The organism is Pleomorphomonas sp. JP5 (assembly GCF_023721815.1).
Lineage (GTDB): Bacteria > Pseudomonadota > Alphaproteobacteria > Rhizobiales > Pleomorphomonadaceae > Pleomorphomonas.
In genome coordinates this window covers 26,709-53,510 of sequence record NZ_JAMDLI010000005.1, presented here as the reverse complement: position 1 = coordinate 53,510, position 26,802 = coordinate 26,709, and the positions used below count along the sequence as shown (strand labels likewise).

At 65.7% G+C, this 26,802-nt stretch carries 20 protein-coding genes; 2 read left to right on the top strand and 18 right to left on the bottom strand.

The genetic code is table 11. The features are described from left to right. Positions 1-88 precede the first annotated feature (88 nt). From M4J40_RS05095 to M4J40_RS05050, 10 genes are all read right to left on the bottom strand, one after another. Complete coding sequence (locus tag M4J40_RS05095) at positions 89-463, bottom strand: terminase small subunit (protein ID WP_251752633.1); 375 nt, start codon at positions 461-463, stop codon at positions 89-91. Between the two features lie 3 nt (positions 464-466). Beyond that, positions 467-1,591 (bottom strand): hypothetical protein, encoded by a 1,125-nt coding sequence (locus M4J40_RS05090; protein ID WP_251752632.1) that lies wholly within the window; start codon positions 1,589-1,591, stop codon positions 467-469. Positions 1,592-2,273: 682 nt separating this feature from the next. Next, positions 2,274-2,690 carry a very short patch repair endonuclease gene (locus M4J40_RS05085; protein WP_311134071.1) on the bottom strand — a complete coding sequence of 139 codons (417 nt, stop codon included), beginning with the start codon at positions 2,688-2,690 and terminating at the stop codon, positions 2,274-2,276. Further along, the gene (locus tag M4J40_RS05080) at positions 2,687-3,565 is read right to left on the bottom strand and encodes an Eco29kI family restriction endonuclease (RefSeq protein WP_251752630.1); all 879 of its coding nucleotides are present in this window, start codon (positions 3,563-3,565) and stop codon (positions 2,687-2,689) included. Before M4J40_RS05080 ends, M4J40_RS05085 begins: the two co-directional genes overlap by 4 nt. 43 nt (positions 3,566-3,608) lie before the next feature. Further along, positions 3,609-4,745, bottom strand: coding sequence for a DNA cytosine methyltransferase (locus tag M4J40_RS05075; RefSeq protein WP_251752629.1), 1,137 nt, complete (start codon positions 4,743-4,745; stop codon positions 3,609-3,611). A 163-nt stretch (positions 4,746-4,908) separates the two neighbouring features. After that, complete coding sequence (locus M4J40_RS05070) at positions 4,909-6,069, bottom strand: TCR/Tet family MFS transporter (protein ID WP_251752628.1); 1,161 nt, start codon at positions 6,067-6,069, stop codon at positions 4,909-4,911. A 1,125-nt stretch (positions 6,070-7,194) separates the two neighbouring features. After that, positions 7,195-7,812 carry a hypothetical protein gene (locus M4J40_RS05065; RefSeq protein WP_251752627.1) on the bottom strand — a complete coding sequence of 206 codons (618 nt, stop codon included), beginning with the start codon at positions 7,810-7,812 and terminating at the stop codon, positions 7,195-7,197. 139 nt (positions 7,813-7,951) lie between these two features. After that, the gene (locus M4J40_RS05060) at positions 7,952-10,699 is read right to left on the bottom strand and encodes an EAL domain-containing protein (RefSeq protein WP_251752625.1); all 2,748 of its coding nucleotides are present in this window, start codon (positions 10,697-10,699) and stop codon (positions 7,952-7,954) included. Positions 10,700-10,701: 2 nt separating this feature from the next. Continuing rightward, entirely contained in the window at positions 10,702-11,589 is an 888-nt protein-coding gene (locus M4J40_RS05055; protein ID WP_251752623.1) for a FecR domain-containing protein, read from the bottom strand. A 1,480-nt stretch (positions 11,590-13,069) separates the two neighbouring features. Continuing rightward, positions 13,070-13,741: a TetR/AcrR family transcriptional regulator gene (locus tag M4J40_RS05050; protein ID WP_251752622.1), complete on the bottom strand. Its 672-nt coding sequence runs from the start codon at positions 13,739-13,741 to the stop codon at positions 13,070-13,072. Positions 13,742-13,862: 121 nt separating this feature from the next. Between M4J40_RS05050 and M4J40_RS05045 the strand changes: the two genes are divergently transcribed. Next, positions 13,863-15,050, top strand: a complete 1,188-nt coding sequence (locus M4J40_RS05045; RefSeq protein ID WP_251752621.1) for an MFS transporter — start codon at positions 13,863-13,865, stop codon at positions 15,048-15,050. A gap of 111 nt (positions 15,051-15,161) precedes the next feature. Continuing rightward, positions 15,162-17,249, top strand: a complete 2,088-nt coding sequence (locus tag M4J40_RS22375) for a methyl-accepting chemotaxis protein (RefSeq protein ID WP_257235110.1) — start codon at positions 15,162-15,164, stop codon at positions 17,247-17,249. Positions 17,250-17,927: 678 nt separating this feature from the next. Here the strand turns inward: M4J40_RS22375 and M4J40_RS05035 are convergent. The 8 genes from M4J40_RS05035 to rhmD all read right to left on the bottom strand — a co-directional run bounded on the left by M4J40_RS05035 (position 17,928) and on the right by rhmD (position 26,742). Beyond that, positions 17,928-18,521 carry an ABC transporter ATP-binding protein gene (locus tag M4J40_RS05035; protein ID WP_251752620.1) on the bottom strand — a complete coding sequence of 198 codons (594 nt, stop codon included), beginning with the start codon at positions 18,519-18,521 and terminating at the stop codon, positions 17,928-17,930. Further along, on the bottom strand, positions 18,514-19,314 hold the full coding sequence (locus M4J40_RS05030) for an ATP-binding cassette domain-containing protein (protein WP_251752619.1): 801 nt from the start codon (positions 19,312-19,314) through the stop codon (positions 18,514-18,516). Before M4J40_RS05030 ends, M4J40_RS05035 begins: the two co-directional genes overlap by 8 nt. Then, positions 19,311-20,171: an ABC transporter permease gene (locus tag M4J40_RS05025; RefSeq protein WP_251752618.1), complete on the bottom strand. Its 861-nt coding sequence runs from the start codon at positions 20,169-20,171 to the stop codon at positions 19,311-19,313. The genes M4J40_RS05030 and M4J40_RS05025 overlap by 4 nt, the downstream gene beginning before the upstream one ends. Continuing rightward, positions 20,168-21,175, bottom strand: a complete 1,008-nt coding sequence (locus M4J40_RS05020; RefSeq protein ID WP_251752617.1) for an ABC transporter permease — start codon at positions 21,173-21,175, stop codon at positions 20,168-20,170. Before M4J40_RS05020 ends, M4J40_RS05025 begins: the two co-directional genes overlap by 4 nt. Before the next feature lies 1 nt (position 21,176). Continuing rightward, entirely contained in the window at positions 21,177-22,757 is a 1,581-nt protein-coding gene (locus M4J40_RS05015) for an ABC transporter substrate-binding protein (RefSeq protein WP_251752615.1), read from the bottom strand. Positions 22,758-23,221: 464 nt separating this feature from the next. Next, positions 23,222-23,512, bottom strand: coding sequence for a GIY-YIG nuclease family protein (locus tag M4J40_RS05010; RefSeq protein ID WP_251752613.1), 291 nt, complete (start codon positions 23,510-23,512; stop codon positions 23,222-23,224). Positions 23,513-24,037: 525 nt separating this feature from the next. Next, the gene (locus tag M4J40_RS05005) at positions 24,038-25,339 is read right to left on the bottom strand and encodes an MFS transporter (protein WP_251752611.1); all 1,302 of its coding nucleotides are present in this window, start codon (positions 25,337-25,339) and stop codon (positions 24,038-24,040) included. Between the two features lie 194 nt (positions 25,340-25,533). Then, positions 25,534-26,742, bottom strand: a complete 1,209-nt coding sequence (rhmD, locus tag M4J40_RS05000) for an L-rhamnonate dehydratase (RefSeq protein WP_251752609.1) — start codon at positions 26,740-26,742, stop codon at positions 25,534-25,536. Positions 26,743-26,802: the final 60 nt, after the last annotated feature.

The following is a 26,802-nucleotide window of genomic DNA, read 5'->3' as shown; positions in this document are numbered from 1 at the left end:
CTTGCGCAGCCTCCTTGAATTCGCGCGCGAATTCAAGGGTGTACCTCGGGCAGGACAAAGCTCCCGGCCAATATCACGCTCCACGAACCTACCCATCTCCCTCCTCCGCCAACCGCTTCCGCGCCCGCATCAACCTCTCCCCCAAACCCTCCAGCCCCTTCACCCGCACCGTCTCCTCGAACGCCTTCACCCCGATGTGCTTGCCGATCAGCTCCAGCCGTTTCAGCCGATCGCTCAGCCTTATCTTCTTCACGAACCCCACCTGCTCCCTGGCGTTGCCGCGCCCCTCGAAGCGCTCTTCGATCTCCACGCCCTGCACCAGCCCCTGCCGCCATACCTCCGGCCACTCGGCCACTGGCTTCAGCCGGCCCTCGGCGTCGTAGAGGTCGGCGATATCCGCCGTCGCCTCGTCCACCAGGCGCGCCAGCAGCCAGCCGGCATCCACTTTCCCCTTGCGCGGCACGGATCACTCCTCGTCTCTGTCGCCGGCCACCCTACCCGCCTCCGGTTTGCCTCCCTCCACACCCAGCACCAGCTTGTAGCCGCGCTGATAGCCGGCCGCCTCGATGCGCACGCCCGAGCCCTCGATGCGCTTTCGGAGCAAACACAGCTGCGTCTTGAAATACTTGCGCGCCGTCTCGTATTCCGGCCCGCCGTCGAAATCGTCGGCATACATCTCGCCGATGATCGCCTCGCCGGTCACCGGCTTGCCCTTACCGGCCCAGACGCGGGAGAGGATCGCCTCCTGCTGCGGCGGCAGCTCGTAGGCGCGGGCGATCAGGTTGGGCGACAGCACCGGCGCCAGCCCGCCGCAGCACGGGCAGGCAACGCCCGTTTCCGCCTGCGGCACCGCAACCGCCTCGGCCACAGCTTCAGCCGCAACGAACCCACCAATCGGCGCCCCCAGGCGGATGTTCTCGATGCGGTCGTCCAGCGTGTCGCCGTTGATCGGCAACAGCACCCGGTCGGTGCCGCCGAAGTGCCAGTTCCACACGAGGTAGCGGCGCATGTAGCGCGTGACAGTCGCCCGGCTGCCGAGCTGGATGGTCCAGATCGGGCCGGCGTCCAGCTTCTTGCGATAGAACTCGCCGCCCGCCTCCGGCCGCCGCCGCCCGGTCAGCTCACGCCAGTAGAGCCGGCCGTCGTCGCGATAATCGAACAGCGCCCGCACCTCGCCGCGGCTCATCTGCGCCGCCGAGAACCAGGTGTCGGGCTGGCCCTCGAGGGCGCGGTCGGCCACCGTCTCGGGCCGCCCCTTCCAGCGCGGCGGCACCTCGGCCGAGGCCAACCCCGGCAAGCGATGCGCCGGCCGGCGCCCAGTGCCGGTGCCCGCTGGCGCCGGATCGCCATCCGCCGCTTCGCCATCTGCCCCCAGCCTTGCGCCTTCGCCCGAACCCGGACGCGCCGCGCCCCGCGCCTGCAGAACCTGCGTGAGGTCGACGCCGCCGGCAGCGGCAATCCGCCCCAGCGCCCGGTTCAAGGGCTGGCTCACATGCTCCATCCCCCGCCCGCTGCAATACGGCCGACCGCCGTCCCGCTCGCGCTCATCCGCCCGCCCGGAGGCGCGCCTGTTCATCATGTCATCTGCCATGCCGGCTCTCCCTATGTGGAGCCGACAGGCGCGTCGTGGGGCAAGGGAAAGGATGCCGGCGAAATGTTAACGCCGGAAGGGAGGGGGAAGGGGCGGGTTTTCCGGGCTCTCCACCGCTCCGCAGACGCCGGCCAGCCAAGGCGTTAATCGCCGTGGCGGAGTTGTGGCAGCAAAGACCGACCATCAAGCCGTCATCACGCTCCCCCGCATCCCGTCTCCGCCGTCTCCCCCTTCACGCGAATATAAGAAAGGGGCTGTTGGGACGGAGATTCATTGCGAGAGAGCGCAATAAAATGACTCAGATTCCATAATCAAGAAGAGAGAGGGATTGAGACGGGACGGAACGGGCAACAACGCGGACACACATCAAAACACGTGGAGTCTCAACGAGAAGAAAGAAGCGAGAGACCGCCCTCGCCGCGACACCATATCTATCGCTTTGAGGAAAGGCGGTGGACGCAACGAACGGAAAAGCGGGAGGGTGCCAGGGAACACCGTTCAGCAACAAAGCCGGCCCGTTGAGATATACGTGGGAGTGCGCTAATGATGATCTAAAGGCGTGTGAGGTCGCGGGGTAGCACCACCCTCATCGTCAAAGGAAAGCTCGCCTCGGCGGGCTTTTTTGCTTCGGGGCAAACCTGCTGGACCTTCCTAAAGTCTCGGCGGAGCGGCTACGCCACCCTTACCCAGAACCGCCGATGGCAGCCCGCAGCCTCGCTTCAAGGTCGACTTTTTTGCCTGGCGTCGTCTCGCACTCCCACACCACGACAATGCTCCAGCCCAAGGCCGCTAGCGCGGCGCCCACCTCCTGATCCCGCGCGACATTTCGCTCCAATTTCGGAACCCAAAAATCTTGGCGTGTTTTCGGCATGCGAGATCGCCAGCAGGCTGGATCGCCATGTTGGTGCCAGAAACAGCCGTGCACGAAGACGACCGTGTTGTGTCTGGGAAGAACGATGTCCGGACAGCCCGGCAGATCGCGGCGGTGCAACCGGAAACGAAACCCCATAGCATGCAAAAGTCGCCTGACGGCCATTTCTGGCTTGGTGCCCTTCGAGCGGACAAGAGACATTTGCCGGCTTCGGTCGGGGTCGGTCACGGCGACGAAGGCGTTCCTTCCTCGCCTTTCTCGTCGTCCTCTACCGCGTTCGCAGCGATCATCGGATCCTGCGAAAACGAATCCATGAAAGCCTTGATGAGCGTATCACGGTTGTCGAAAGGCGGATTTTCCTGGAAATGCGTGGCGACGTCTCTAAGGATTTTCTCGGCCGGTCGTGAGTCCTCAAGCTTGTCAAGCATAGCCCACTTCCGGCCAGGATGAATCACGTCCCACGGACTGCGGGCATTGTTTCGGCCGTCTGTATCGCCGTGCTTGGATATGCCCCAGCATATCTTGGTTTCCGCGTTCCAAACCGGCTTGAACATCGTGATCAAATGCGCTTCGGCGAACATCTGGGCGTTCGACGCGGTCACCAATCGGCGGCACTCAAAATCTTCGATTCTGAGCGGATTGGGGAGATTATGATCGAGGGCGTAGGCGGAAACAGTCCTGATCATCTTCCGATGATCTGACAACCGTCCGTAGAGCTTTTCACCCTGATCCCTCGGGCGCTTGGCCATCGTAGTTTGGGGATCGGCCTTTCCAACATAGATTGGCGTTTCGCTTCCGGAGATGGGCGCGTAGAGTGGATGAGTCCCCACGTAATAAATCGCGTACACACCGGCGCCATAGCTTCTCTGAACAAGATCCAGGGGGACCCGCTGCTGCGAGATCAGGGCCGCTGCGACCAAATTTCCGGCGGTGCGCTGATCCGCGGGATCAAACCAAACCTTTGGCTCAAGAATAGGGTCAAGGGTCGCAGCGAACTTCTCCATGTCTTCGAGAAGAGCGAAAAACTCTCGGCGGACCCTGGTGCTCATGACTGTCGTGAGAGACGGTCCGAGGGAGCCGAGTTCGTTGGCGGCGTCACGCATCAGACCGATCAGTTCTTGGTATCGATGCGGCCGCTTTACCATCCTAAATAACCCCGACGACCGCCCTCATCGCTTTCGCAACGGCCTCGGCCAACTGCACGGGGACGGCATTGCCCAACTGGCGCATGTTCTCCGACCAAGACCCGACGAACTCGTAATCGTCGGGCAGGCCTTGCAAGCGCGCTGCTTCTCTCACCGTATAGTATCTGATTCTACCGTCGGGCAACGAGAGGGTGTTTTCGCCACCCGGTACACCGTGAACACCGGCCTTCAAAGCCTTGCTTGGATAGTCGAGCGGGCTACCGGTATGCCCAGGATAGGAACGCGCGCCGGGCTGCGGATCGTGGTTCAAAATACCGGGCGTCCCAGGCTCTCCAAGTCCGGCGATGGCGTCGCGTATCGTTCTCCATGGCAACTCGCCCGGCTTGACGCCAGCTCGCTCAAGACGATGCAGTGTTCCAACGTCGGTCGTCATTGGTCCGGAGGCAGGACGCCTGACGCCATGACGGCGCCAATAGTCGCCACTCACCCACTGATCCCAAAGCAAAGCTTCGCGAGAGTGGGTGGGAATGAGAACCGGCGGTTCAAGCTCGATATTCTTGTGAACACCAAGCACCAGGACACGGAACCTCTTCTGGGCCGCGCCAAAATCGGCGGCGTTGACCTGCTGAAAACGAACCCGATAGGTCGCAGTCCGCTTCAGAGCCCTGAGCCGTTCCAAGTGTTCTTGGCTGCCCTCTCCATCGAGACGCACGACGTGGGGCATCGACAGCGATAGAAGAATCCATTCGAGATAATCGGAGAACGCCGCTCGGGCTAGCCCACGAACATTCTCGAACACAAAGCCCCGCGGCTTCGCCTCGCGAACCGCGCGCACTGCCTCGGGCCACATGTCGCGGTGATCGTCGTGGCCGCGATGTTTCCCACCGATGGAAAACGGCTGACACGGCGGACCGCCCGCCACAAGAGCGAGACCATTGTACTGGGTCCAGTCGATTTCCCTAACGTCACGCTGCTCGATTGGCCAATGCTCGACGAAATCGACGCCGCGCCCCTTGTTATGAGCCACGTTGCCAACGGCATGACGATCCCACTCGATCATTCGCTGAGGCTGGAACCCAGCCCTGGACAGGCCCATCGCCAGACCACCGCATCCGGTGAAAAGCTCTACACAGCGCATCGTTCTCTCCCGCCAACGACACGAATTCACGCAAACTCCGGTCCTGGCAACCGCGGCGACGGTTTGATCTGTGGATTACCACTCAGAATCAAATCGTCATCGTAATGATCATAACCCGGGCCGATAGTTCGCACAATGTTCCTGGGTATTAACGCGTATTCAATCACCTCCGCCCCACCATCACCGCCGCCACCGCATACACCGCCACCACGCTCAGCCACACAGCGCCCGGCCACGTCCCCCGCACCACGGCGTAGAAGCTCGAAAACCCCAGCGGGGCGGCGATGGATGCCAGGCTCAGCGCGGACGCCAATACCCCCTGGAACTGGCCTTGCTGGCTTTCGCTCACTTCGCGCGTTGCCATGGCTTGCAGGGTGGGCACGCCGATGCCGCCGAGGGCGAACAGCGGCATGAGGACGAAGACGATCCAGCCTTGGGTGGCGAAGGCCATGGCGATCAGCGCGAGGCACGTGCCCGTGAGGCCGGTGAGGATGGCGGCGCGCTCGCCGAGCAGCTTTGCCGCTGGCCCAGGCAGGACGGCTTGCGCCAGCGTCTGGCAGACGCCGAAGGCGCCAAGCGACAGGCCGATCATCATGCCGCTCCAGCCGAAGGCGTCGCGCCCCCACAGCGCCCAGGATGTGCCATAGGCCTCGCCGGTGGCCGACAGCAGGAAGAAGATGACGATCAGCGGCCACAGGGATTTCACCTGGAACACCCAGGCCAGCGGCTTCAGCGGGTTGAGCGCGGCGAGGTCGAGCCTCTGGTGCGAGGGTTCGCGGGATTCCGGCAGGATGAACAGCGCAATCATGAGGTTGATCCCGTTCAGCACGGCGGCGGCGATGAACGGCAGGCGGAGCCAGTGGTCGCCCAGCGTGCCGCCCAGCACCGGCCCGACGATGAAGCCGATGCCGAACATGGCGTTCATCAGGCCGAAGCGGCGGGCGCGCTGGTCCTCCTCGGTGATGTCGGTGATGTAGGCGGTGGCCACCGACACGTTGGCCGAGGTCAGCCCGGCGATCGCCCGTCCGATGAGCAGCAGCCAAAGGCTGCCCGCGACGGCGAGCAGCAGGTAGTTGATGGCAGCGCCCAGAAGCGAGATCAGCAGCACCGGCCGCCGGCCGATCCGGTCGGAAAGCGCGCCCAGCACCGGCGCGAAGACGAACTGCACCGCCGCGTAGAGCGCGGTCATGATGCCGATGTAAGGGGCGACGTTGCCGGCGTGGGTCACCTCAGTGAGGAGGGCCGGCAAGATGGGGAAGATGAGGCCGATGCCGACGGCGTCGAGCACGATGGCCGCGTAGATGACGATGAGAGGTTTGTTCATGGCGGATGATCCATGGCGATGCCGCTGGTGGCGGCAGCCCAAGCACAAGGCGCCAGACGCAAGGATGCGCATGGCGAACGGATGAAGCCTGATCGGGTCAGGCGGTTATGTTGGAAAATCGCTGGTCGATCCGCTTCGGAAGAAACGGAGCGCTTGTGCCTGATCGCCTGGACGGGAAGTCGTCCACCTGTTTACTCCGCCAACGGGCGGATCAAGGGAAGCGATCGCTTTTCGCGATGGGAAGGAAATACGCCAAGGCGCGAGCGGAGGCAAGATGGGGGTGAGACACTGATACAGGGGGCTGTGGGACAGGGGAGACCGATAGGGGCGCCCTATAGTTCCCTCTCGCCTCTTTCGGCCTGAGGTCCTCGCCTGCGCAAGGATGACAATTTATATAGTAGGAACAGTGGGATAAGCCGCTTGCGGGCTCTCCGAGAGCAGAGCATTCCTTGATGGAGAGCGCAACCTCCCGCACCCGCGCGAAACGCCGTATCCAATTGTTTCATATATCAATTTCCTGTCATCCCCGCGAAGGCGGGGACCTCAGGACGAGAAGGTGAATCGGCCGATATCAAGCTCCATGAAGCAAGGGGAGCCCTATAGTTCCCTTTCGCCTCTTTCTGCCTGAGATCCTCGCTTTCGCCAGGATGACGGTCTGATGGGGCGGGAGCTTCGCTTCGCAGCGCGAGATGGAAGGCGAGGCGCAGAAATCCCTTTTATATCAATCAACTGTCATCCTTGCGAAAGCGAGGACCTCAGGAAGGTAGAGCTCCCCGGCCGATATCGGGCTCCGTGAAGCAAGGGTGCCCTATAGTTCCCCCTCGCCCTTTCCTGCCCGAGGTCCACCTTGCATTCGCGTGCGAATGCAAGCGGCCTGCGCAAGGATGACAATTTATATAGAGGGAACAGTGGGATAAGCCGCCTGCGAGCTCCCCAACCGCACCGTATTCCCCGATGGAAGGCGCCCCCCGCACCCGCGCGAAACGCCGTATCCATTTGTTTTATATATCAATCTCCCGTCATCCTGGCGAAGGCGCTAGCACTCGCGGGCGAATGCAAGGTGGACCTCAGGACGAGAAGGTGCATCGGCCGATATCGGGCTCCATGAATGCGCTCGGCACCCACTCAAGCGCGAGGCAAAAAGATCCTCAGCTTTGCCATCGCCCAATAACCTGCACCGATAACGACGGATATGAATGGAACGATACCGTAGTCGCGGGCCAAAATCCGGGAGTTGGCATACAAAGACTTGTACCGATCACTGCCATCCCCGCCATGTCTCATGACATATAGTTCAAACAAGCAACAGATGGAGAAGCCAATCAACGCCATTGCTATGGATGCCGCCTTGGCATTCTTTCCCTCACAGGCACCGACAATCATTGTCGAGATCGAAATGGGAGCCATGGGAAGTGCGCACAGGAACAAGGCCGACCATGTGAAGGCGTATAGCGTGAGTGACGTGGGAACCTCGCATGCACTCGGCTTCAAGAGAGAGACATCACACAGCAGCGATGACACGGAGACCATGTATTCGGAGTATGGAAGGAACGCCAACAAGACGAGATAGAGCGCGCCATAAATGACGGCATGGATGACACCCAGAAATACAAGCGCACCATTCTCGCCATCGCGAATAAAGGCATACCCCAAAACAGACAGAACGATCCATGATATATAGAGGTATGGGAAGGAGGCGCAAACGATGGCTATCGAAGCGGCCACCATAACCGCATAGATCATTGCTCTATACATCATCGCGCCTAAGCTCGATTCATTCGGGGTCGGAAGGCTTGCATGGCGCGATCGGATCCGCAAGCGACCTGAAATGACGGCTGGTCATCCATCGGACCTTGCGAACCATGCCGGTCTCACCCATCCCCTACCCCACCGCCGCGCGCTCTTTCGCCAGCATCTTCGCCAGCACCGAGTTGCTCACGGGGGCGGAGAACAGGTAGCCCTGGCCGATGTCGCAGCCCAGCGCCTCCAGGGCGTCGCGCTGTTCGGGCAGTTCCACGCCCTCGGCCACCGTTTTCAGGCCGAGGCCGCGGGCCAGCACCACGACCGATTGCAGGATGACCATGGCGTCGGGGTCGGCGGGCACGCCGTCGACGAAGCTCTTGTCGATCTTCAGCACGGTGAAGGGGAAGCGGTGCAGGTAGCCCAGCGACGCGTAGCCGGTGCCGTAGTCGTCGAGCGCCAGCGCGATGCCGCGGGCGCGCAGCCGGTCGAAGGCGTCGCTCACCGTGGGGTCGGCGCCGACGAAGGCGGATTCGGTCACCTCCAGCTCGAAGCGGCTGGCCGGCAGGCCGGAATACTCCAGCGCGGCCACCGCCATGGCCGGCACGTCGCCCGACTTGAGGTCGAGCACCGACACGTTCACCGCCACCGGAATGGGCCGCGCCCAGGCCACGGCGTCGAGAGCCGCGCGCTTCATCATCCAGCCGGTCAGCTGGTGGATGAGGCCGGTTTCCTCGGCGATGGGAATGAACACGTTGGGCGGCACGTTGCCCAGACTCGGGTGGCGCCAGCGCATCAGGGCCTCGGCGCTCACCACCTCGCCGGTGGCAAGGTCGAATTGCGGCTGGTAGGCCACGTGGATCTCGCCCCGGTCGAGCGCGGCGGCCAGCTCGCTCTCCAGCATCAGCCGGCGCATCAGCTTCGCCTCCATCGCCGCCTCGAAATGGGCGATGCGGCGGCGGCCCTGCTTCTGCGCGACGTTGAGCGCCAGGTCGGCCCGGCGCATCAGCACGTTGAGGTCGTGGCAGTCCCACTCGGCGCCGGCCACGCCGAAGCTGGCGCCCACGGTCACCCGGTGGCCGCCGACGGTGAACGGCGTCGCAAAATCGGCCAGCAACGCGGCGGCCAGTTCGCCGGCCGCGTCCAGCCCCTCGGGGCAGTAGACGGCGAACTCGTCGCCGCCCATGCGCGCCAGCGTGCCAGAGCCACCCACCCGCGCCGCCGCCCGCCGCGCCACCTCCACCAGCAGCTGGTCGCCGGTCTTGTGGCCCAGGCTGTCGTTGACGATCTTGAACTGGTCGAGGTCGAAATAGATCAGCGCCCCGCCCGCCCCGGAGGCGGCTTCGGCGAGGCCGGCGCGGTTGGCAAGGCCGGTCAGCTCGTCGTGCAGGGCCATGTGCCGCAGCCGGTCGGCCGCCCGCTGGCGCGCCGTCACGTCGCGCAGCGCCACCGACACGCACATGCGGTTGACGCCCTGCCGGAAGGCGCCACCCTCCAGCGGAAAGGCCACGACGGAATACTCCAGCACCCGCCGCTCGACCTCCACGATGTCGGTCGCGCTGGCCCGGCTGCCGTCGGCCCGGCGCACCGCCGCCACCACGGCCGGCAGCGGCGCCGGCAGGTCCGCCACCGTCCTGGGGCTCGCTTCGCCCAGGCCCAGAAGGCGCACCGCCTCGCCGTTGATGCGCGTGAGACCGTCGCGCTCGTCGATCAGGATGATGCCGTCGAAGCCGTCGTCGATCACCCGCTCCAGGAAGCGGCGGGTGTTGACGGTCTCGCGCCGCGCCACGGTCAGCATGGCGCAGCGCAGGCCATACTCGCGGAAGAGAACCAGCGCCATCAGCCCGCCCGCCGCCATGAGCGGCATCGCCGTTTCCAGCACCGTCGCGTCCAGCACCTGCAGCGCCACGGCCGCCGCCTCGGTCAGAATGGCAAGGGCGAACAGCGCCGCCAGCGCCCGCCGAGCCGGCAGCAGCGACAGGCCGAGGGCCAGCGCCATCAGCGGCAGGGCGAAGGGCAGCGCCGGCAGGCGGCTGAGGTTGCGCCCCTGGATCAGCGTTTCCGAGGCCATGGCCACCACGTCGGCGCCGGCCACCATGCCCCAGCGCGGCACCAGCAGGAAGTCGTGCAGCTCCAGCGCCCGCGCGCCCACCAGCGCCGTCTTGCCGGCGATCGCCCCGGCCGTCACGCTGCCGTCGAGCACGTCGGACGCCGACACGTGCGGCAGAGCGTGAAGATCGATGGAATAGTCGATGGCGATCGGGCCCGTCCCCTGCGGCGCCCCGGCGATCAGCGCCGGCAGGGCGTCGAGCCGCTCGCCGTCAATCGTCATGTCCGCCGGAAAGCGCCGAACCCGGCCGTCCGCGTCCACCGGCACGTTGACCAGCGCCGGCCAGCCTTCGGCGGCCAACAGGTCGATCGGCCGGTTCAGCACGGTTTCGGGATCGCCCGACGCCTTGTTCTGGCGGAAGGCGGCCAGGAACACCGGCACCTCCGCCCCGCCGATCGCCTTGGCGAAGGCGGCGTCGGAGGCGGGGTTGGAGCGGGCGCTGAAGTCGATGTCGAAGGCGATCTGCCGGGCGCCCAGGTCTTGCAGCCGCTCGACGAGGCGGGCGTGGATCGTCCGGTCCCACGGCCACACGCCGATGGCGTCGAGGCTCTTGGCGTCGATGTCCACCATCACCAGCGACTGGCTGGGCGCGCGCGTGCCGAAGCCGAAGCGCAGGTCGGTCAACCGGTCGTCGAGCCGGCCAAGCCAGCCCATCAGGCCGGCCACGGCCAGCACCGCCGCCACCAGCGCCGCCCGGATCGTCACCTCGGCGATGCGCGCCAGCGGAACGGCGCCGAGCCGCGCCGCCCCCCAGGCAATCGCCGTGTCGATCCGGCTCACCGTCACTTCGATTTACCACCCGCGTTGCTGTTGCCGGAGTTGCCCGCGCCGTTCGAATTGCCGCCGGCATTGTTGCTGCCGGAGTTGCCGCTGGAATGGCTGCTGGAGTTGCCGTTGCCGCCCGAGTTGCTGTTGCTCGAGTTGCTGTTGCCCGAGTTGCCGTTGCCGTTGCCGCCCGCGTTGCCGCCGGCCTTGCTGTTCTCCGATTTGCCGGCGCCATTGGCGTTGCCGCCGGCCCGGCTGGTCACCGTCTTGCCGGCCCCGTTGACGGATTCGGTCAGCGTGCCGTCGGCCGCCCGCGTCACCACCTTGCCCTTGAAGGGCTCCGGCGTGTCCAGCGTGCCCGCGCCGGAGAGCTGCAGCGGCGTCTCCGGGCCGGCCGTGGCCACCTGCCCGGCCGTCACCTCGGCTTCCAGCCGGTTGCGGGTGTCGATCACCGCCACGCGGCCGCGCTGCACGGTGGTTTCCGAGTATCCCTGGAAGGTGGACACGGTGAACACCGTGCCCTTCACCACCGCCGCCATGTAGGGCGTCGCCACGGCCAGGCGGATGCGCCGCTTGGGGTCGACCTCCACCGCCGTGCTGCCGGCGGTCTGGATCACGTCGGTGAACGTGCCGTTCATGCGCTCGGCAACCTGCACCCGGCTGTTGGGCGAAATGGTCACCGTCACGCCCTTGCGCGTCAGCGTCAGCGTACCCGAGCCGAGCGTCTTCACCGTGCCGCCCACGGCAATGGTCTCGGCCGGCTTGACCTGCACCCACGAGGTGCCCTCAAGCCGGAAGGCCTTGCCGGCCGCGCTGGCAACCTGCCAGTCCTCGGCCAGGGCCGGCAAAGCCAGCGCCACGCCACCCAGAAGCGCCATAGCGCCGATCGCCCCGCCCCAACGCATGGTTACCTCACTGTTTCTCTTTGCGTAGCACCATCCCCCCTTTGCCTTGCCCCCCAGTTAACAAAAACAATCAAATCGCCCGCCAAACCGGCATTTTCCCAGCAAACCAAAGGCTAAGGAGCCGGCAACCCACGATCGAGAAAGGGGAAGAGCGCAATGGAAACCGCCGCCCGATATATCCCTCGCACCCCTTCCGGCCCGAGATCCACCTTGCATCCGTGTGCGAATGCAAGAGGCCTTCGCAGAGGAGGACAGCGTGATGGGAAGGGGAGCCTAATCCCGCAGCACGGCGACAGCGGACAACCGACACGCGATCAGCTAACCGTTTGTCATATATATAAATTTGTCATCCTGCGCGTGAGGCGCAGGACCTCAGGACGAGAAATTTCCTCCGCCCATATCACGCTCCATGAACAAGGCGCCCGATATCAACCCCTCGCCTCATCCTGCCCGAGGTCCTGCGCCTAAAGCGCAGGATGACGTTTTATATAGAGAATACAGCGGGATAACCCGGTTACGCAGCTCATCCACCACACCACATGCCATGGATGGAGGGCGAAACGCGCCAAGCGCTAGCGGAACACCTATCTCATTGTTTTATATATATTAACCGTCATCCTGCGCTTTAGGCGCAGGACCTCAGGAAGGTGGAGCTGAACGGCCCATATCACGCTCCATGAACGAAGGGCGCATGATAGCCCCCCTCGCCTCTTTTTGCCTGAGATCCTCTGCCTTCGCAGAGGAGGACAGCGTGATGGGAAGGGGAGCCTAATCCCGCAGTACGGCGACAGCGGACAACCGACACGCGATCAGCTAACCGTTTGTCATATATATAAATTTGTCATCCTGCGCGTGAGGCGCAGGACCTCAGGACGAGAAATTTCCTCCGCCCATATCACGCTCCATGAACAAGGCGCCCGATATCAACCCCTCGCCTCATCCTGCCCGAGGTCCTGCGCCTAAAGCGCAGGATGACGTTTTATATAGAGAATACAGCGGGATAACCCGGTTACGCAGCTCATCCACCACACCACATGCCATGGATGGAGGGCGAAACGCGCCAAGCGCTAGCGGAACACCTATCTCATTGTTTTATATATATTAACCGTCATCCTGCGCTTTAGGCGCAGGACCTCAGGAAGGTGGAGCTGATCGGCCGATATCACGCTCCATGAACGAAGGGCGCATGATAGCTCCCCCCTCGCCTCTTTTTGCCTGAGATCCTCTGCCTTCGCAGAGGAGGACAGCGTGATGGGAAGGGGAGCCTAATCCCGCAGCACGGCGACAGCGGACAACCGACACGCAATCATCTAACTGTTTGTCATATATATAAATTTGTCATCCTGCGCGAAGGCGCAGGACCTCAGGAAGGTGGAGCTGATCGGCCGATATCACGCTCCATGAACGAGGGCGCATGATAGCTCCCCCCTCCCGAACGCCGGAACCACGCCGGAAACGCAACCCATCTCCCCGTTTCATATCAATCGGCGGCAAGGGCGAGGCTCGCGGGAATGGCGTCGAATGCTTCCTCGACGCGGCGCGCCAGCAGCGCCCGGCCGCCGTGGCCGCGGATGCCCTCCGCGCCGGCGCCACGGCCGGCCACCCAGTTGCTGGCGCCGCAGCGCCAGGCGCCGAGCACGAGCTCCCCGAGCAGGCGCAGCCGGACGTCGTCGCGGCCGTCGATGCCGATCTTGTCGCCGAGCATGTCGATCAGCTGCCGCTGCGCCCGGAGCGAGGCAAGGTCCGAGTGGTCGTAGAGGAGGGAGCCGCCGGCATGGGCGACGATCCGCCGCGTCTCAAGAAAGCGGCTGTCCCAGTCCGGCTCCATCGCCCGGAGCGTCGCCAGAAGCGCCTGCCTCAGGAAGGCGAGCAGGTTCCCCTCCACGTCGCTGCCGCGAACCCTTTCGAGAAAAGCCTCCCAGAACTCGCCCTCGGAGGCGATGGCGACATCCTCCTTGGAAGGGAAGTAGCGGAAGAAGGTCTTCTTCGACACGTCGACGCGGTCGACCAGCTCGTCGAGCGTCGTCGCGGCGAAGCCCTTCTCCGCGAACAGCGCCAGGGCCGCGTCGACGAGCGCCCGCCGGGTGAGACGTTTCTTGCGCTCGCGGAGCGGTGGACGCCCACCGGCCGGAGCATTTGCGCCAGGTTCCATGCCCCATGGTTAGCATATCGCAGCCGAAGCGCAAACGCGCCTCGCTAGAAAATGTCACTGATTGACAAATTACATTTATTGTCTGATTTCTCTCCCCAACGCCATTTCGAAGGAGAGAGCCATGCCCGACCGCCCCGCCCCGGAGCAGACCGCCCCATCCACCGGCCTGCCCCATCGCGCAGCCCTGGCGCTGCTGCTGCTCGCCTCGACGCTGGCCGTGATGGCGGGGTCGGCCATCACGCCGGTCATGGACGTCATGCGCGGCGACCTTGGGGTCGACGGCACGGCGGCCGGCCTCATCCTCACCGCCCACGGGCTGGTCATTGCCCTCGTCAGCCCGCTGGCCGGCTGGATGATCGACCGCTGGGGCATCCGCCTGCCGCTGGCCGGCGGATTGCTGCTCTACGGCATCGCCGGCAGCGCCGGCATCATCACCGACAGCTACGCGCCGCTCATCGCCAGCCGGCTGGCGTTCGGCGTCGGGGCGGCCTTCGTCTTCACCGGCACCACGGTGGCCCTGCTGTCGCTCTATCGGGGGGCGATCCGCGACCGCGTCCTGGGCTGGCGCACCACGGCGACCAGCTTCGGCGGCGTGCTCTTTCCCGTCGTCGGCGGCGCCCTGGCCACCGCTTTCTCCTGGCACGCCACCTTCGGGCTCTACGTCGTGGGCCTGCCGCTGGGGCTGGCCGCGCTGGTCGCCATTCCCGACGCCGTCGACGAGGCGCGCGGGCGGCAGGCGGACGACGGCCTCGCCTCGCTGCTGCGGCCGGCCCTTGTCGGCGTCTACCTGCTGGTGCTGATCCAGGCCATCATGCTTTACGCGCTGGCGGTCTTCCTGCCGCTGCGCCTCGGCCAGCTCAACCTCACCACCCCCGTGCTGGTCTCGGTCTACATGGCCCTGATGGCGGCGACCTCCAGCATCGTCGGCGGCGGGTTCGGCTGGCTCGGCAGGCGCTTCTCGTACCTTGCCCTGCTGCGGCTGAGCGCCGTCGCCTGGGGCCTGTCGTTCCTGATCCTCGGCCTGTCGGAAAGCCTGCCCGTTCTCGCCGCCGGCTGCGCCATGCTCGGCATCGGCAACGCCCTCGCCTTCTCGACCACCTCGGTGCTGATCGACGAGCATGTGAAGGGGCCGCTTCTCGGCCGCGCCATGGCCGTCTTCAGCACCTGCATGTTTTCCGGCCAGTTCGTCTCGCCGCTTCTGCTCGGCCCGCTGATGGAGGCGACCTCGATCGCCACCGGCTATCTCGTGCTGTCCGCCGTCGCCGCCGCCATCCTGGCGGTGCTGTTCATCCCCCGCCACCATCGGTAATTGTCTCATCCGGATAAAAATCTGAACGCCCTCGGCAACTTTACCGCCGATTTTAACGTTTCATTCAGTCGGTTGCACTCAAAGGTCGTACAATTCAGCGGAGTTGTGTGCATGTCCTTGAGCCGCCTTCTGTCCATTTCGATCCTGTTCATCGCCCTCATCGCCTGCGCCATCGCCACCTCGGCGGCCCTGCGGCAGTACCGCGCCCTGGCCGAGGCCGAGCAGGGCGCCGTTCGCCTCGCCACGCTGCGCGCGGTGTCGGACATTCCCAACCAGATGAATGGCGAGCGCGGCCTGACCACGCTCTTGTCGCAGAGCAAGTCGCCCGACGAGATCAAGGCCGATGCCGACTTCGCCGCCCTGCGCGGCAAGACCGACGCGGTGATGGCCAAGGCCCGCGCCGCCGTCGACGCGGCCACCGCCGACGGGCTCGACGGCGCCGAGGCGCTGAACGCCGCCATGACCGGCATCGAGGCCCAGTTCAAGGACGCCCGCGCCTTCGCCGGCGAGAAGCTCGCCCTTCCCGTCGACCAGCGCGGCGACGCGGTGAAGGCGATCACCGAGAAGTTCACCGCCATCAACACCGCCGCCGGCGCCGTCATGGCCACGGAAACGCGGCTGTTGTCGCGCTCGAGCGGCATCGCCTTCCGCTGGGCCGACGTCGCCTCCACCGCCTGGGACCTGCGCAACTATGGCGGCCGCTACGCCGGCATGTTCCAGACCGTGGTCGCCGCCGCCCAGCCGGTCGGCCCCGAGCGGCAGGTCGAGCTGGCGCTGCTGCGCGGCCCCACCGACCAGATCTGGGGATCGCTCGCCGCGCTCGGCAGCCTCGAGGACACGCCGGCCGCCTTCAAGACCGCCCTCGCCAACACCAAGAGCGGCTATGTCGACTATTTCGCCGGCATCCGCGCCGAGGTGGAGCCGGGCTTCGCCGACGGCAAGTTCCCCTATGACGGCGCCGGCTATCGCAGCCGCACCGTCGCCATGTGGGAGAAGGTGATCGCCCTGCGCGACGCCGCCTTCGACGTTGCCGCCGACGCGCTCGCCGCCGCCATCGCCCAGAGCCGCTCCAGCCTGTGGGTGTCGCTCGGCTCGCTGATCGCCGCCGTCGTCGGCTCGGCCGCCGTGCTCTGGGTGGTGCGCCGCCGCGTCATCCGCCCGCTCACCGACATGACCGGCGCCATCGGCCGCATCGCCGACGGCGACCTCGACACCGCCATCCCCGGCGTCGGCAAGCGCGACGAGATGGGCGCCATGGCCGCCTCGGTCGAGGTGTTCAAGACCTCGCTCTCGCGCAACCGCGCGCTGGAAGAGGAAGCCGCCCGCGACGAGGCCACCCGCCAGGAGCTGCGCCGGCAGGAGATGGCCCGCCTCGCCGACTTGTTCGAGGCGACCGTCGGCGGCATCGTCGCCGCCGTCGGCCAGGCGTCGGAAACGCTCAGCCTGTCGGCCCGCGACCTCGCCGCCAACGTCGAGGACACCGCCGGCCGGTCGAACACCGTGGCCGCCGCCGCCGAACAGGCCTCGGCCAACGTCGCCGTGGTCTCGGCCGCCGCCGAGGAGCTGTCGAGCTCGGTCGGCGAGATCGGCCGTCAGGTGGCCCAGTCGGTGCAGATCTCGCAGACCGCCGTCGGCGAGGCCAACAGCACCGCGTCCATCGTGCAGGAACTGTCGCACGCCGCCAGCAAGATCAACGACATCATCGCCTTCATCTCCAACATCGCCGGCCAGACCAACCTCCTGGCGCTCAACGCCACCATCGAGGCGGCGCGGGCGGGCGAAGCGGGGCGCGGCTTCGCCGTGGTCGCAGCGGAAGTGAAGGAGCTGGCCACCCAGACCGCCAAGGCCACCGCCGACATCTCCGACCAGATCGGCGCCATCCAGTCGTCGACCGATCGCGCCGTGACCGCCATCGGCTCCATCGCCGGCACCATCCAGTCGATGAGCGACTATTCCACCGCCATCGCCTCGGCCGTCGAACAGCAGGGCTCGGCCACCCACGAGATCGTCCGCAACGTCAACCAGGCGTCGGCCGGAACCGCCGAGGTCACCGCCAACATCTCCACCGTCGCCGCCACCACCCAGAACGTCGGCGACGCCGCCGGCCGCGTCAACGCGCTCGCCGGCGACCTCTCCGCCCAGTCCCAGGCGCTTGCCGAGGAAATGAAGAGGTTCCTCGCGACGATCCGGGCGGCGTAAGAGGCGCAGAGCAGACACGGGAAAGGGCGCGACCGAAAGGCTGCGCCCTTTTCGTTTGCGGATAGGCCGGCCGAGCGAGATGACCTATCTATTTGTTTTATATCACTTAACCGTCATCCCCGCGAAGGCGGGGACCTCGGGACGAGATGACACTGCGGCCCCTATCAAGCTCCCTGAAACAGGGGAGCCCGATATCGGCGTTGCGCCCCTTCCTGCCTGAGGTCCTCGCCTGCGCAAGGATGACAGCATGATAGGAGCGGGAGCCTCATCTGGTCGCCGAAAGCGAAACGGAAACGCGACGCAACCCTTTGCTTTATATCAATAAACTGTCATCCCCGCGAAGGCCGCGTGCATTCGCTCGCGAATGCACGGTGTACCTCAGGACGAGATATCTCCTCGGCCCACATCAAGCTCCCTGAAACAGGGGAGCCCGATATCTCCCTCAGCACCTCTTCCTGCCTGAGGTTCTGCGCCTCACGCGCAGAATGACAGCGTGATAGGAGCGGGAGCCTCATCTGGTCGCCGAAAGCGAAGCGGAAACGCACCAGAAGCGCAACGCAACTATTTGTTTTATATCAATAAACTGTCATCCCCGCGAAGGCGGGGACCTCAGGACGAGATATCTCCTCAGCTCCTATCAAGCTCCCTGAAACAGGGGAGCCCGATATCTCCCTCCCCTCAAACCGTCACCACCCTATCCGCCACCCGCCCCAGCAAATGCGCGTCGTGGCTGATGGCGAGGAGGCCGAGGGCGCGTTCCTTCACCACCGCCAGCAGCGCCGCCCAGATCTCCGCCTGGGCCAGCGGGTCGAGCATGGAGGTGATTTCGTCGGCGACGAGGTAGCGCATCCCCGGCGCCAGGGCGCGCAGGATGGTGAGGCGCTGCAATTCGCCGCCGGAGAGTTCGTGCGGGTAGCGGTCGAGCCAGGCCTGGCGCACGCCGAGGGCGCGCATGGCGTCGGCGTCGGGCGTCCACGCCTCATTGACGATCCGCCGCACCGTCCAGCGCGGATTGACCGCGAACACCGGGCTCTGCGACAGGAGCTGCACCGGGTTGAACCCGCGCGCCGGCACCACGGCGCCATCCACCGTCACCACGCCGTCGGTCGGGCGGAGGTGCCGCGCCAGCAGCCGGGCGATGGTCGATTTGCCGCGCCCCGACGGTCCCGCCAGCCCCACCACCTCGCCGGGGGCGACGGCAAGGTCGAAGCCCCGCACGATCAGCGGCTCACGCGGGCCGTAGCGGAAGGAGATGCCGCGCGCCTCAAGCATGCGCCACCCCCGAAAACGCGTGTTGCGGCAGCGCCCGCCACAGCGCCCGGGCGTAAGGCGTCAGCCCCGCGCCGCCATCCTCGCGGAAGGTCGCGGCCTGCTCGGTCGCCACCAGTGCGCCATCCCTCAGCACCGCCACGCGATCGGCCGAGGCCACCGCCGCCGAGAGATCGTGGCTGATGACGATCACGCCCTTGCCGGCATCGGCGAAGCCGCGCAGGTAACCGAACACCCTGTCGGCGTTGTCGGGGTCGAGCCCGTTGGTCGGCTCGTCGGCGATGACGAGATCGGGCTCGCCCAGCGTGGCGATGGCCAGCAGCACCCGCCGCGCCATGCCGCCGGAGAGCGTGTGCGGATAGCGTGCCAGCACCGCCCCATCCAGCCCGAACCGGTCGAGCGCCGCCACCGCGTCGCCAGCCGTGAAGCCCTTGCGCCCGGCCCGCCTCGCCGCCCAGCCGAGCTGCCGGCCCACGGTGGCCAGCGGATCGAGATGGCTGATCGATTGCGGCACCAGGGCGATGCGCCGCCCCCTGAGGGCGGCGATGCGCGCCGCATCCAGCCGCTCGCCCTCAAAGCGGATCGAGCCGGTGACCACGGCGTTCCCCGGCAGCAGGCCGAGGGCGGCGTGGGCGAACAGGCTCTTGCCCGCCCCCGAGGCGCCGAACACCGCCACCACCTCGCCGCGCACCACGTCGAGCGTCAGGTCGGAGAGGCAGCCGATATCCACCTCGCCCACCAGCCCCTGATAGCGGCGGAAGGCGACCGTGAGGCGATCGACGGAAAACAGCGTCATGACTGGCTCCCGCGCGGGTCGGTCATGGTGCGCAGGCCATTGCCGATGGCGTCGAAGGCCAGCACGGCCATGAGCAGCGCCAGGCCGGGGAACAGGCCCAGCCACCACTTGCCGGCGGTGAGGTAGCGCAGACTTTCCGACAGCAGCACGCCGATGGCCGGCGTCGTCGGCTCGATGCCGAAGCCGAGGAAAGTCAGCCCCGCCTCGTGCAGGATGGCGTGCGGGAACATCAGCACCAGCCCCACCAACAGCTGCGGCACGAGATGCGGCGCGAAATGCTGGCGGGCGATGTAAAGCGGCGACTTGCCGAAGTTGCGCGACACCGTGACGTATTCGGCGCCCCTCAGCTGCAATATCTCGGCCCTCAGAATGCGGGTGAGGCGCGGCCAGTGGGTGAGCCCCACCGCGATGATCACCGCGTTGGCGCCGCCGCCGAAGGCGAAGGAAATCAGGATCAGCAGCACCAGATGCGGCAGGCCCATGGTCATGTCGACGAGATAGGCGACGATGGCGTCGGCCCAGCGCGGCCCGCTGGCCGCCACCAGCGCCAGCACCAGGGCGATGATCGTCGACGCCGTCGCCGCGAACAGACCGACGCGGAAGGAAAGCGCCAGCCCCTTCAGCGTGCGGGCCAGCATGTCGCGGCCGAGCGCGTCGGTGCCGAAGGGGTGGGCGAACGACGGAGCGACGAGGCGCGCCCGAAAGGCGGTGGCGACGCCGGCCTCGCCCGACAGAAGGGCGAAGGCGATGACGGCGGCCAGCCCGGCGGCGGCCAGCGCGGCGACGACCAGCACCGCCTTGCGGGTGCCGAAGCGCGGCGCGGCGGCAACGGGGCAATCGTCGGCGACGGCGGTCATGGTCCGATCTCCCGGAGCGGCGCGCCGGCGGCGATATCGATGCGCGGGTCGGCCACCGCGTAGAGACTGTCGGCGATGGTATTGCCGAGCGAGACGACCAGCGTCGTGCCCATGGCGATGGCGAGCAAGAGCGGCACGTCGCCGCGCACGCCGGCGGCGATGGTGGCGCTGCCGAGGCCGGGGTAGGAAAACACCTGCTCGGCCAGGATGGAGCCGCCGAACAACTCGCCCAGCGAGGCGAACAGCACGGTGATCGCCGGCAGCGCCGCGTTGCGCGCCCCGTGGCGCAGCGCCACGTCGAGGCGGCTCGCCCCCTGCGCCCTTGCGTAGGTGGCGAAGTCGGATTCCAGGATGTCGATCATCTTGGCGCGGGTGTGCAGCGCGATTTGCGAGATGCCGAGGATGGACAAGGCGACGAGCGGCAGGATCAGGTGATGCAGCCGCTGGATCAGCGTCACCTCCTCCGGCAGCAGGCCGATGGGCGCGGCGCAACACACCGGCGTCCAGCCCAGCGCCACCGAAAAGCCCATCAACAGCAGGATGGCGATCCAGAAGGTCGGCGTCGACGCCAGCACATAGGCGTAGACGCGGATCACCCGGTCGCACCAGCCGCCCTGAAAGGTGGCGGCGATCACCCCGAGCGAAAAACCGATGACGCCGGAGAACATCCAGGCAAGGCCCATCAGCGCCGCCGAGGCGGCAACGCGGCTGCCGATCACATCGACGACCGGCGCGTTATAGGTGGCGCTCCAGCCGAAATCGCCCGATGCGAGGTTGGAAAGCCAGGCGAGGAACTGCGTCGCCACCGGCTGGTCGAGCCCCCAGCGCGCGGCGATCAGCGCCCGCTGCTCCGGCCCCACCTTGGCGATGTTGGGGCCGAGATAGGCGGTGACCGGATCGACCGGCGACATTTTCGCCAGCGCAAAGGCCACCACCGCCACTCCGATGAGCAGCAGGGCCAGCCGGAAAAGGCGCATCGCGACAAATCGGAACCAGACGGGCATGTTACTCACAGATCCAGCGCCAGTTCTGAATGGTGGCGGTAATCGGCCAGCCGTGGCCGTGCGGCTCGATCTGCGTCTGGCCCACGTCGATGCAGGCGCGGACGAAATAGACGTGGTCGAGGTTGACCATCCAGGCCCAGCCGGCGTCTCCCCGCGCCGAGAAACCGGTCTTTCCGTCCCATTCGGCCTGCCGCCAGAACGGGTAGGACGCTTCGAGGCTCTCCGCCGCCTGCGCCTTTTCGAAATGGCCGTCGACGGCCGCATTCTCGAAATAGCCGGCGTTGTAGGATTCGATGCCGGCCCAGCCGCTCTGGTAGAGGCTGTAGACCTCCTGCGGGCTGTGGCTGCCCCAGCCGAACAGCACCGGCGTCGAGTGCTTCACGCGGTCGATGCCCTCCCAGGTGTCGCCCTTGGGGGTGATGGCGATGCCGAGCGGCTTCATCTGTTCGCTCAGCATCACGGCAAGCCCCTGCCGCACGCTGTCGCTGGAGGGATAGATCACGTCGAAGGCGGCGCGGAGGCCGTCCTTGACGCGGACGCCATCCGCCCCCGGCGCCCAACCGGCCGCATCGAGCAGCGCCTTGGCCGCGCCCTCATCCTCGCTCACCCGGCCCTCCGGGTTCGACCACGGCAGGTCGTCGGCCGGACCATAGGCCGGCGTGCCGTGGCCGAGCAGCACCGCGTCCACCAGCGCCTTGCGGTCGAGCCCGAGATTGATCGCCTTGCGGATGGCGATGTCGGCCGTCACGTCGTTGCCGATCGGGTAGCCTCCGGCGTCCTTTTCGCCCTCGTTGCGCCGCATGGGGAACACGATGCCCCGGTTGTCGACGGTGTCGGCCACCACGGTGGTAAAGCCATGGGGCATCGCGTCGGCCAGCGTCGCCGGCACCGACACCACGTCGGCCTTGCCGGCGCTGGCGGCGGCCAGCGACGTATCCTCGCCGGTGAACAGGAAGGTGAGGCGCTTAAACGGCGACATCTTGCCGTAATAGAACGGGTTGGCCTCGACGATCAGCTGCTCGCCCTCGGTCCACGACACCATGCGGTAGGGGCCGGAGCCCACCGGCTTGCGGGCATAGCCGGGGCCATATTCGGCCGCCGGCACGATGCCCAGCGCATAGAAATTCTCGACGAAGGTGATCCACGGCCGCTTGAGCTTGATCACCACCGTGTGCTCGTCGGTGGCGACGGCGCTCTCCATGACGGAGAGGTCCACCGTGCCGCCCGACTTGGCGGTTTCGGTGAAGGTGAAGGCGACGTCCTTGGCCGTCAGCGGCGTGCCGTCGGAGAATTTCACCCCGTCGCGGATGGTGATCGTCCAGGTCAGCCGGTCGTCGCTCAGGCTCCAGGCGGTGGCAAGATCGGGCGACGTGGAAAGATCCGCCTCGCGGGTCAGAAGCGTCGACTGGAACAGCGGATGCCCATAGCGCCCCCAGCCCAGCACCGGATCGTACCCGTCGTCCGGCTCGCCGCCGATGGCCAGCACCAGCTCCGTCCGCGGCGCGGCAAGGCTGGCGGAGGGCAGAAACGCCGCAAGGGCGGACGTCGCCAGAACGGCGGTGAGGCAGGCACGAAAAGACACGGCAATACTCCTCGCTCGCGCCAAAGGCGCGCTCGTTGCACATCGAACAAACCGGAATGCGAGGCGAGCTTATAACCGAGTCGAGTATGATGTCTAGATCAAAAGATCATACGAGAGATCCGGAAAACTATGCATTCTCGGGAGGCGGGATGGGCTGGGGCCTTCCGATGGAAAGGAGACCTATATCAACCTCACTGCCCTTTCCGGCCTGAGGTCCTCGCCTGCGCAAGGATGACAATTTATATAAATGATACAAGCGGATAGCGACGTGCCTGCATCTGCAAGCGCCATGTTCCGCATCATGGCAGTGATGCCGTATAGAGCTTCGCTGGCGGCTTATCCAACTGTTTCCTCTATATAAATCTGTCATCCTTGCGCAGGCGAGGACCTCGGGCAGAAAGGGGCGCGAGGCCGATATAGGTCCCCCACTACCCCCATCAACACCCGATATAGGTCCCCCTCCATCACCACATGATCGTCTCGAACAGATCCTCCCACTCCGGGTTCATCTCCTCGATCGCCTTGATCTTCCACTCGCGCTTCCAGTGCTTCACCTGCTTTTCGCGCGCGATGGCGTCGACGATCTCGTCATAGTCCTCGTACCAGACCAGCCGCGTGCAGTTGTAGCTGTCGGTGAAGCCGCGATAGATGTGGTTGCGATGCTCCCAGATGCGCCCCTCCAGATCGGAGGTGACGCCAACGTAGAGAACACCCTGCGGTTTGTTGGTGACGATGTAGACCCAGCCCGGATTCATGGGACAAGCTTCGCGGAAATGCGGGGGAGCTGCAACGGTTGGGGTTCAGGAGGAGATCTATATAAGCGGCTCACTTTTTCCTGCACGAGGTCCTCGCCTTCGCAAGGATGACAATTTATATAAATGATACAGTCGGATAGCGGTGTGCCTGCACCTGCAAGCGTCCTGCCCCGCATCATGGCGCTGATGACGTTTCAGGGCTTCGCACGCGGCTCCTCCCACTGCCCCTCTATATAAATTGTCATCCTTGCGAAGGCGAGGACCTCGGGCAGAACGGAGCGAGAGGCCTATATAGGTCTCCCTCTCCCCACCCAAGCGCTCCCCCCAAAAGCAAAAGCGCGCCCCCACCGCTCTTCTTCAGTGGGGGCGCCGGGGAACCGGGGGACCGGTCTTCCCGTGGTCGCCGAAAGGGGCGCGATCGGTGACCGCACACATGTAACGTTATATCATTTCACTTATGCGACACCGGCCGCGCCTCGCAATCAAGCGGGGCGCGGCCGGCTGTTTTCGGAAGGGCTCTCCCCCTCAGTGCGCGAGCTCGGAGGTCGCGGCCGGCTGGGCGGCGCGGCGGTGGTTGAGCATCAGGATGGCGACGGCGCCGACGAGGGCGATAGCCGCCAGCGTCAGGAGGCCGGCCGACTGGTTGGCGAACATCGTCTCGGCCTTCACGCGGATGATCGGGGCGAAGAAGCCACCGAAGGCACCGAACATGTTGACGAAGCCGATGCCGGCGGCCAGCGCCGTGCCCGACAGGATGCCCGTAGGCATGGTCCAGAACACCGGCTGCACGGCGATGAAGCCGGCGGCGGCCACGCAGAGGGCGATGATCGCCACGGTGGGTCCGGAGAGGGCCGAGATGCCGATGCCAAGGCCGGCGGCGGCCAGCGTGGCGGCGGCGATCAGCCGGCGCTCACCCGTCTTGTCGGAGTAGCGGGGGATGTAATAGGTGCCGAACAGGGCGACCACCCAGGGAACGGCGGCCACGAGCGACGCCTTGAAGCCCACCGTGGTGCCGATCAGCGCCGCCACCTGCGTCGGCAGGAAGAAGATCAGGCCGTACACGGCGATCTGGATGATCATGTAGATGATCGAGAGGTGCCAGACGCGCGGGTCCTTGAGGCCGTCGATCAGCCGCGAGGCGGTCTTGCGCGTGTCTTCCTTGGCAAGCTCGGCCACCAGGATCGCCCGCTCCTCGGCGGTGAGGAAGCGCGCCTCTTCCGGACGGTTGTCGAGATAGGCGAAGGTGTAGAAGCCGGCGAGGATGGCCAGCGCGCCCTCGATCAGGAACATCCAGAACCAACCGGGGAAGCCGGCGAAGCCGTGCATCTCGAGCAGGGCGCCGGAGAGCGGCGAGCCCAGCGTCAGGGCCAGCGGCGCGCCCATGTAGAACAGGCCCATGATCGACGCCCGCACCTTCGAGGGGAACCACTGCGAGGTGAGGTAGATCATGCCGGGGAAGAAGCCGGCCTCGGCCGCGCCCAGAAGCGTGCGGACGACCAGGAACTTCCACTCGGTGTCGGCGAAGGCCATGGCGGCCGACAGGACGCCCCAGACCAGCGTGGTGAAGCCGATCCATTTGCGCGCGCCCACCTTCTTCATCATCAGGTTGGCGGGGGCGCCGAGGAAGGCGTAGGCGGCGAAGAAGATGCCGGCGCCCAGCGCGAAGGCCTCGTTGGAAAGGCCGGTGTCGAGCTGGTAGGCCTGCTTGGCGAAGCCGATGTTCGAGCGGTCGAGGAAGGCGAGGATGTAAAGGGCCAGCATGAACGGGATCAGCCGCCAGCGCGTCTTGGCCACGACGCCGTCAAGGCGTTCGGATGCGATTGTCAAGGTAGTCCTCCCGAAACTGAAGTTCGGATTTGTGGGCTGGAGCAGTTTCAGCAAAAGCGGGGGCCGGTTCTGCTGAAACTGTGGTAGAACAAGGCGTTAGAGTATCTTTGGCGAACCGGAGTTCGCCGGAAATACTCAAGGGGGAGCGGCCGCCGATCTCTCTCATCGACGACCGCGCCAGTGGTTGGTCGCGGTCAGTGCGTGTAGGGGCGCTTCATCTCGCAGGCCGGGTTCAGCTCGACGCCGAAGCCGGGCTTGTCGAGCACCGACTTGTGGATGCGGCCGCCCTCGGGCACCGGCTCGCCCAGCAGGATCGGGTCGAACTGCGGGCGCAGCGTCGCGCAATCCGGGCTGGTCATCAGGAACTCGCTGAACGGCGTGTTGGTGAAGGTGATCACCGCGTGGTGCGAGTAGACCGACGAACCGTGCGGCACCACCAGCTGCCCCCTGGCCTTGGCGATGGCGGCGATCTCGACCAGCGTGGTCAGGCCGCCGCACCAGCCGACGTCCGGCTGCATGATGTCGACGCCCGTCTCCGACAGCGTCTGGAACGACTGCAGCGTGCCGTGATGCTCGCCGGTGGTGACCATCATGCCCGGCGGCACGTTGCGCTTCAGCTCGGCGTAACCGGCATACTGCTGCGGCGGCAGGCACTCCTCGATCCACTTGAGGTTATAGGGCGCGCAGGCATGGGCCAGCTTGGTGGCGTAGTTGACGTCCTGGCTCATCCAGCAGTCGAGCATCAGCCAGAAGTCCGGGCCGCACTTCTCGCGCATGTCGGCCACCATGGCCGCGTCCTTGCGGATGCCGGCGTCGCCGTCGTGCGGGCCAAAGTGGGTCGGCATCTTGCCGCCGATGAAGCCGAAGCCCTTGGCCAGATCCGGCCGGGCGCCGGTGGCGTAGAACTGCAGCTCGTCGCGCACCGCGCCGCCCAGCAGGCGATAGACCGGCAGGCCGACCACCTTGCCGAACAGGTCCCACAGCGCCAGGTCGACGCAGGAGATGGTGTTCATCACGAGGCCGCCGGAGCCGGCGTAATACATGGTGCCGCCGATCATCTGGTCGTGGATCAGCTTGATGTCGGAAACCGACTTGCCCTCGATGAAGCGGTTGAGGTGCTTCTCGACGATGAAGCAGCCCATCTCGCCGCCGGTCGACACGGCAAAGCCCTTGACGCCGTTGTCAGCCTCGACCTCGACGATCAGCGTGCCGAGCACGTTGATGCCGAACGACTGGCGAGACTGCTCGTAGTCCTTGTACTTGCTCATCGGCGTGGCAATGTGGTCATCGATCCAGTGCTTGCCGCCCTGGTCGTGATAATCGGCTCCACCCTTGCCCTTTTCGGCCGTCGCACCGCCCATGAAGAAAGCGCGGACAGTCTTGATATTTGGAAGCGACACCATTTTCCTCTCCTTTGACATTATTGGGGCAGGCCGGTCGCCTAGAGCATTTGCTGGGGAGCC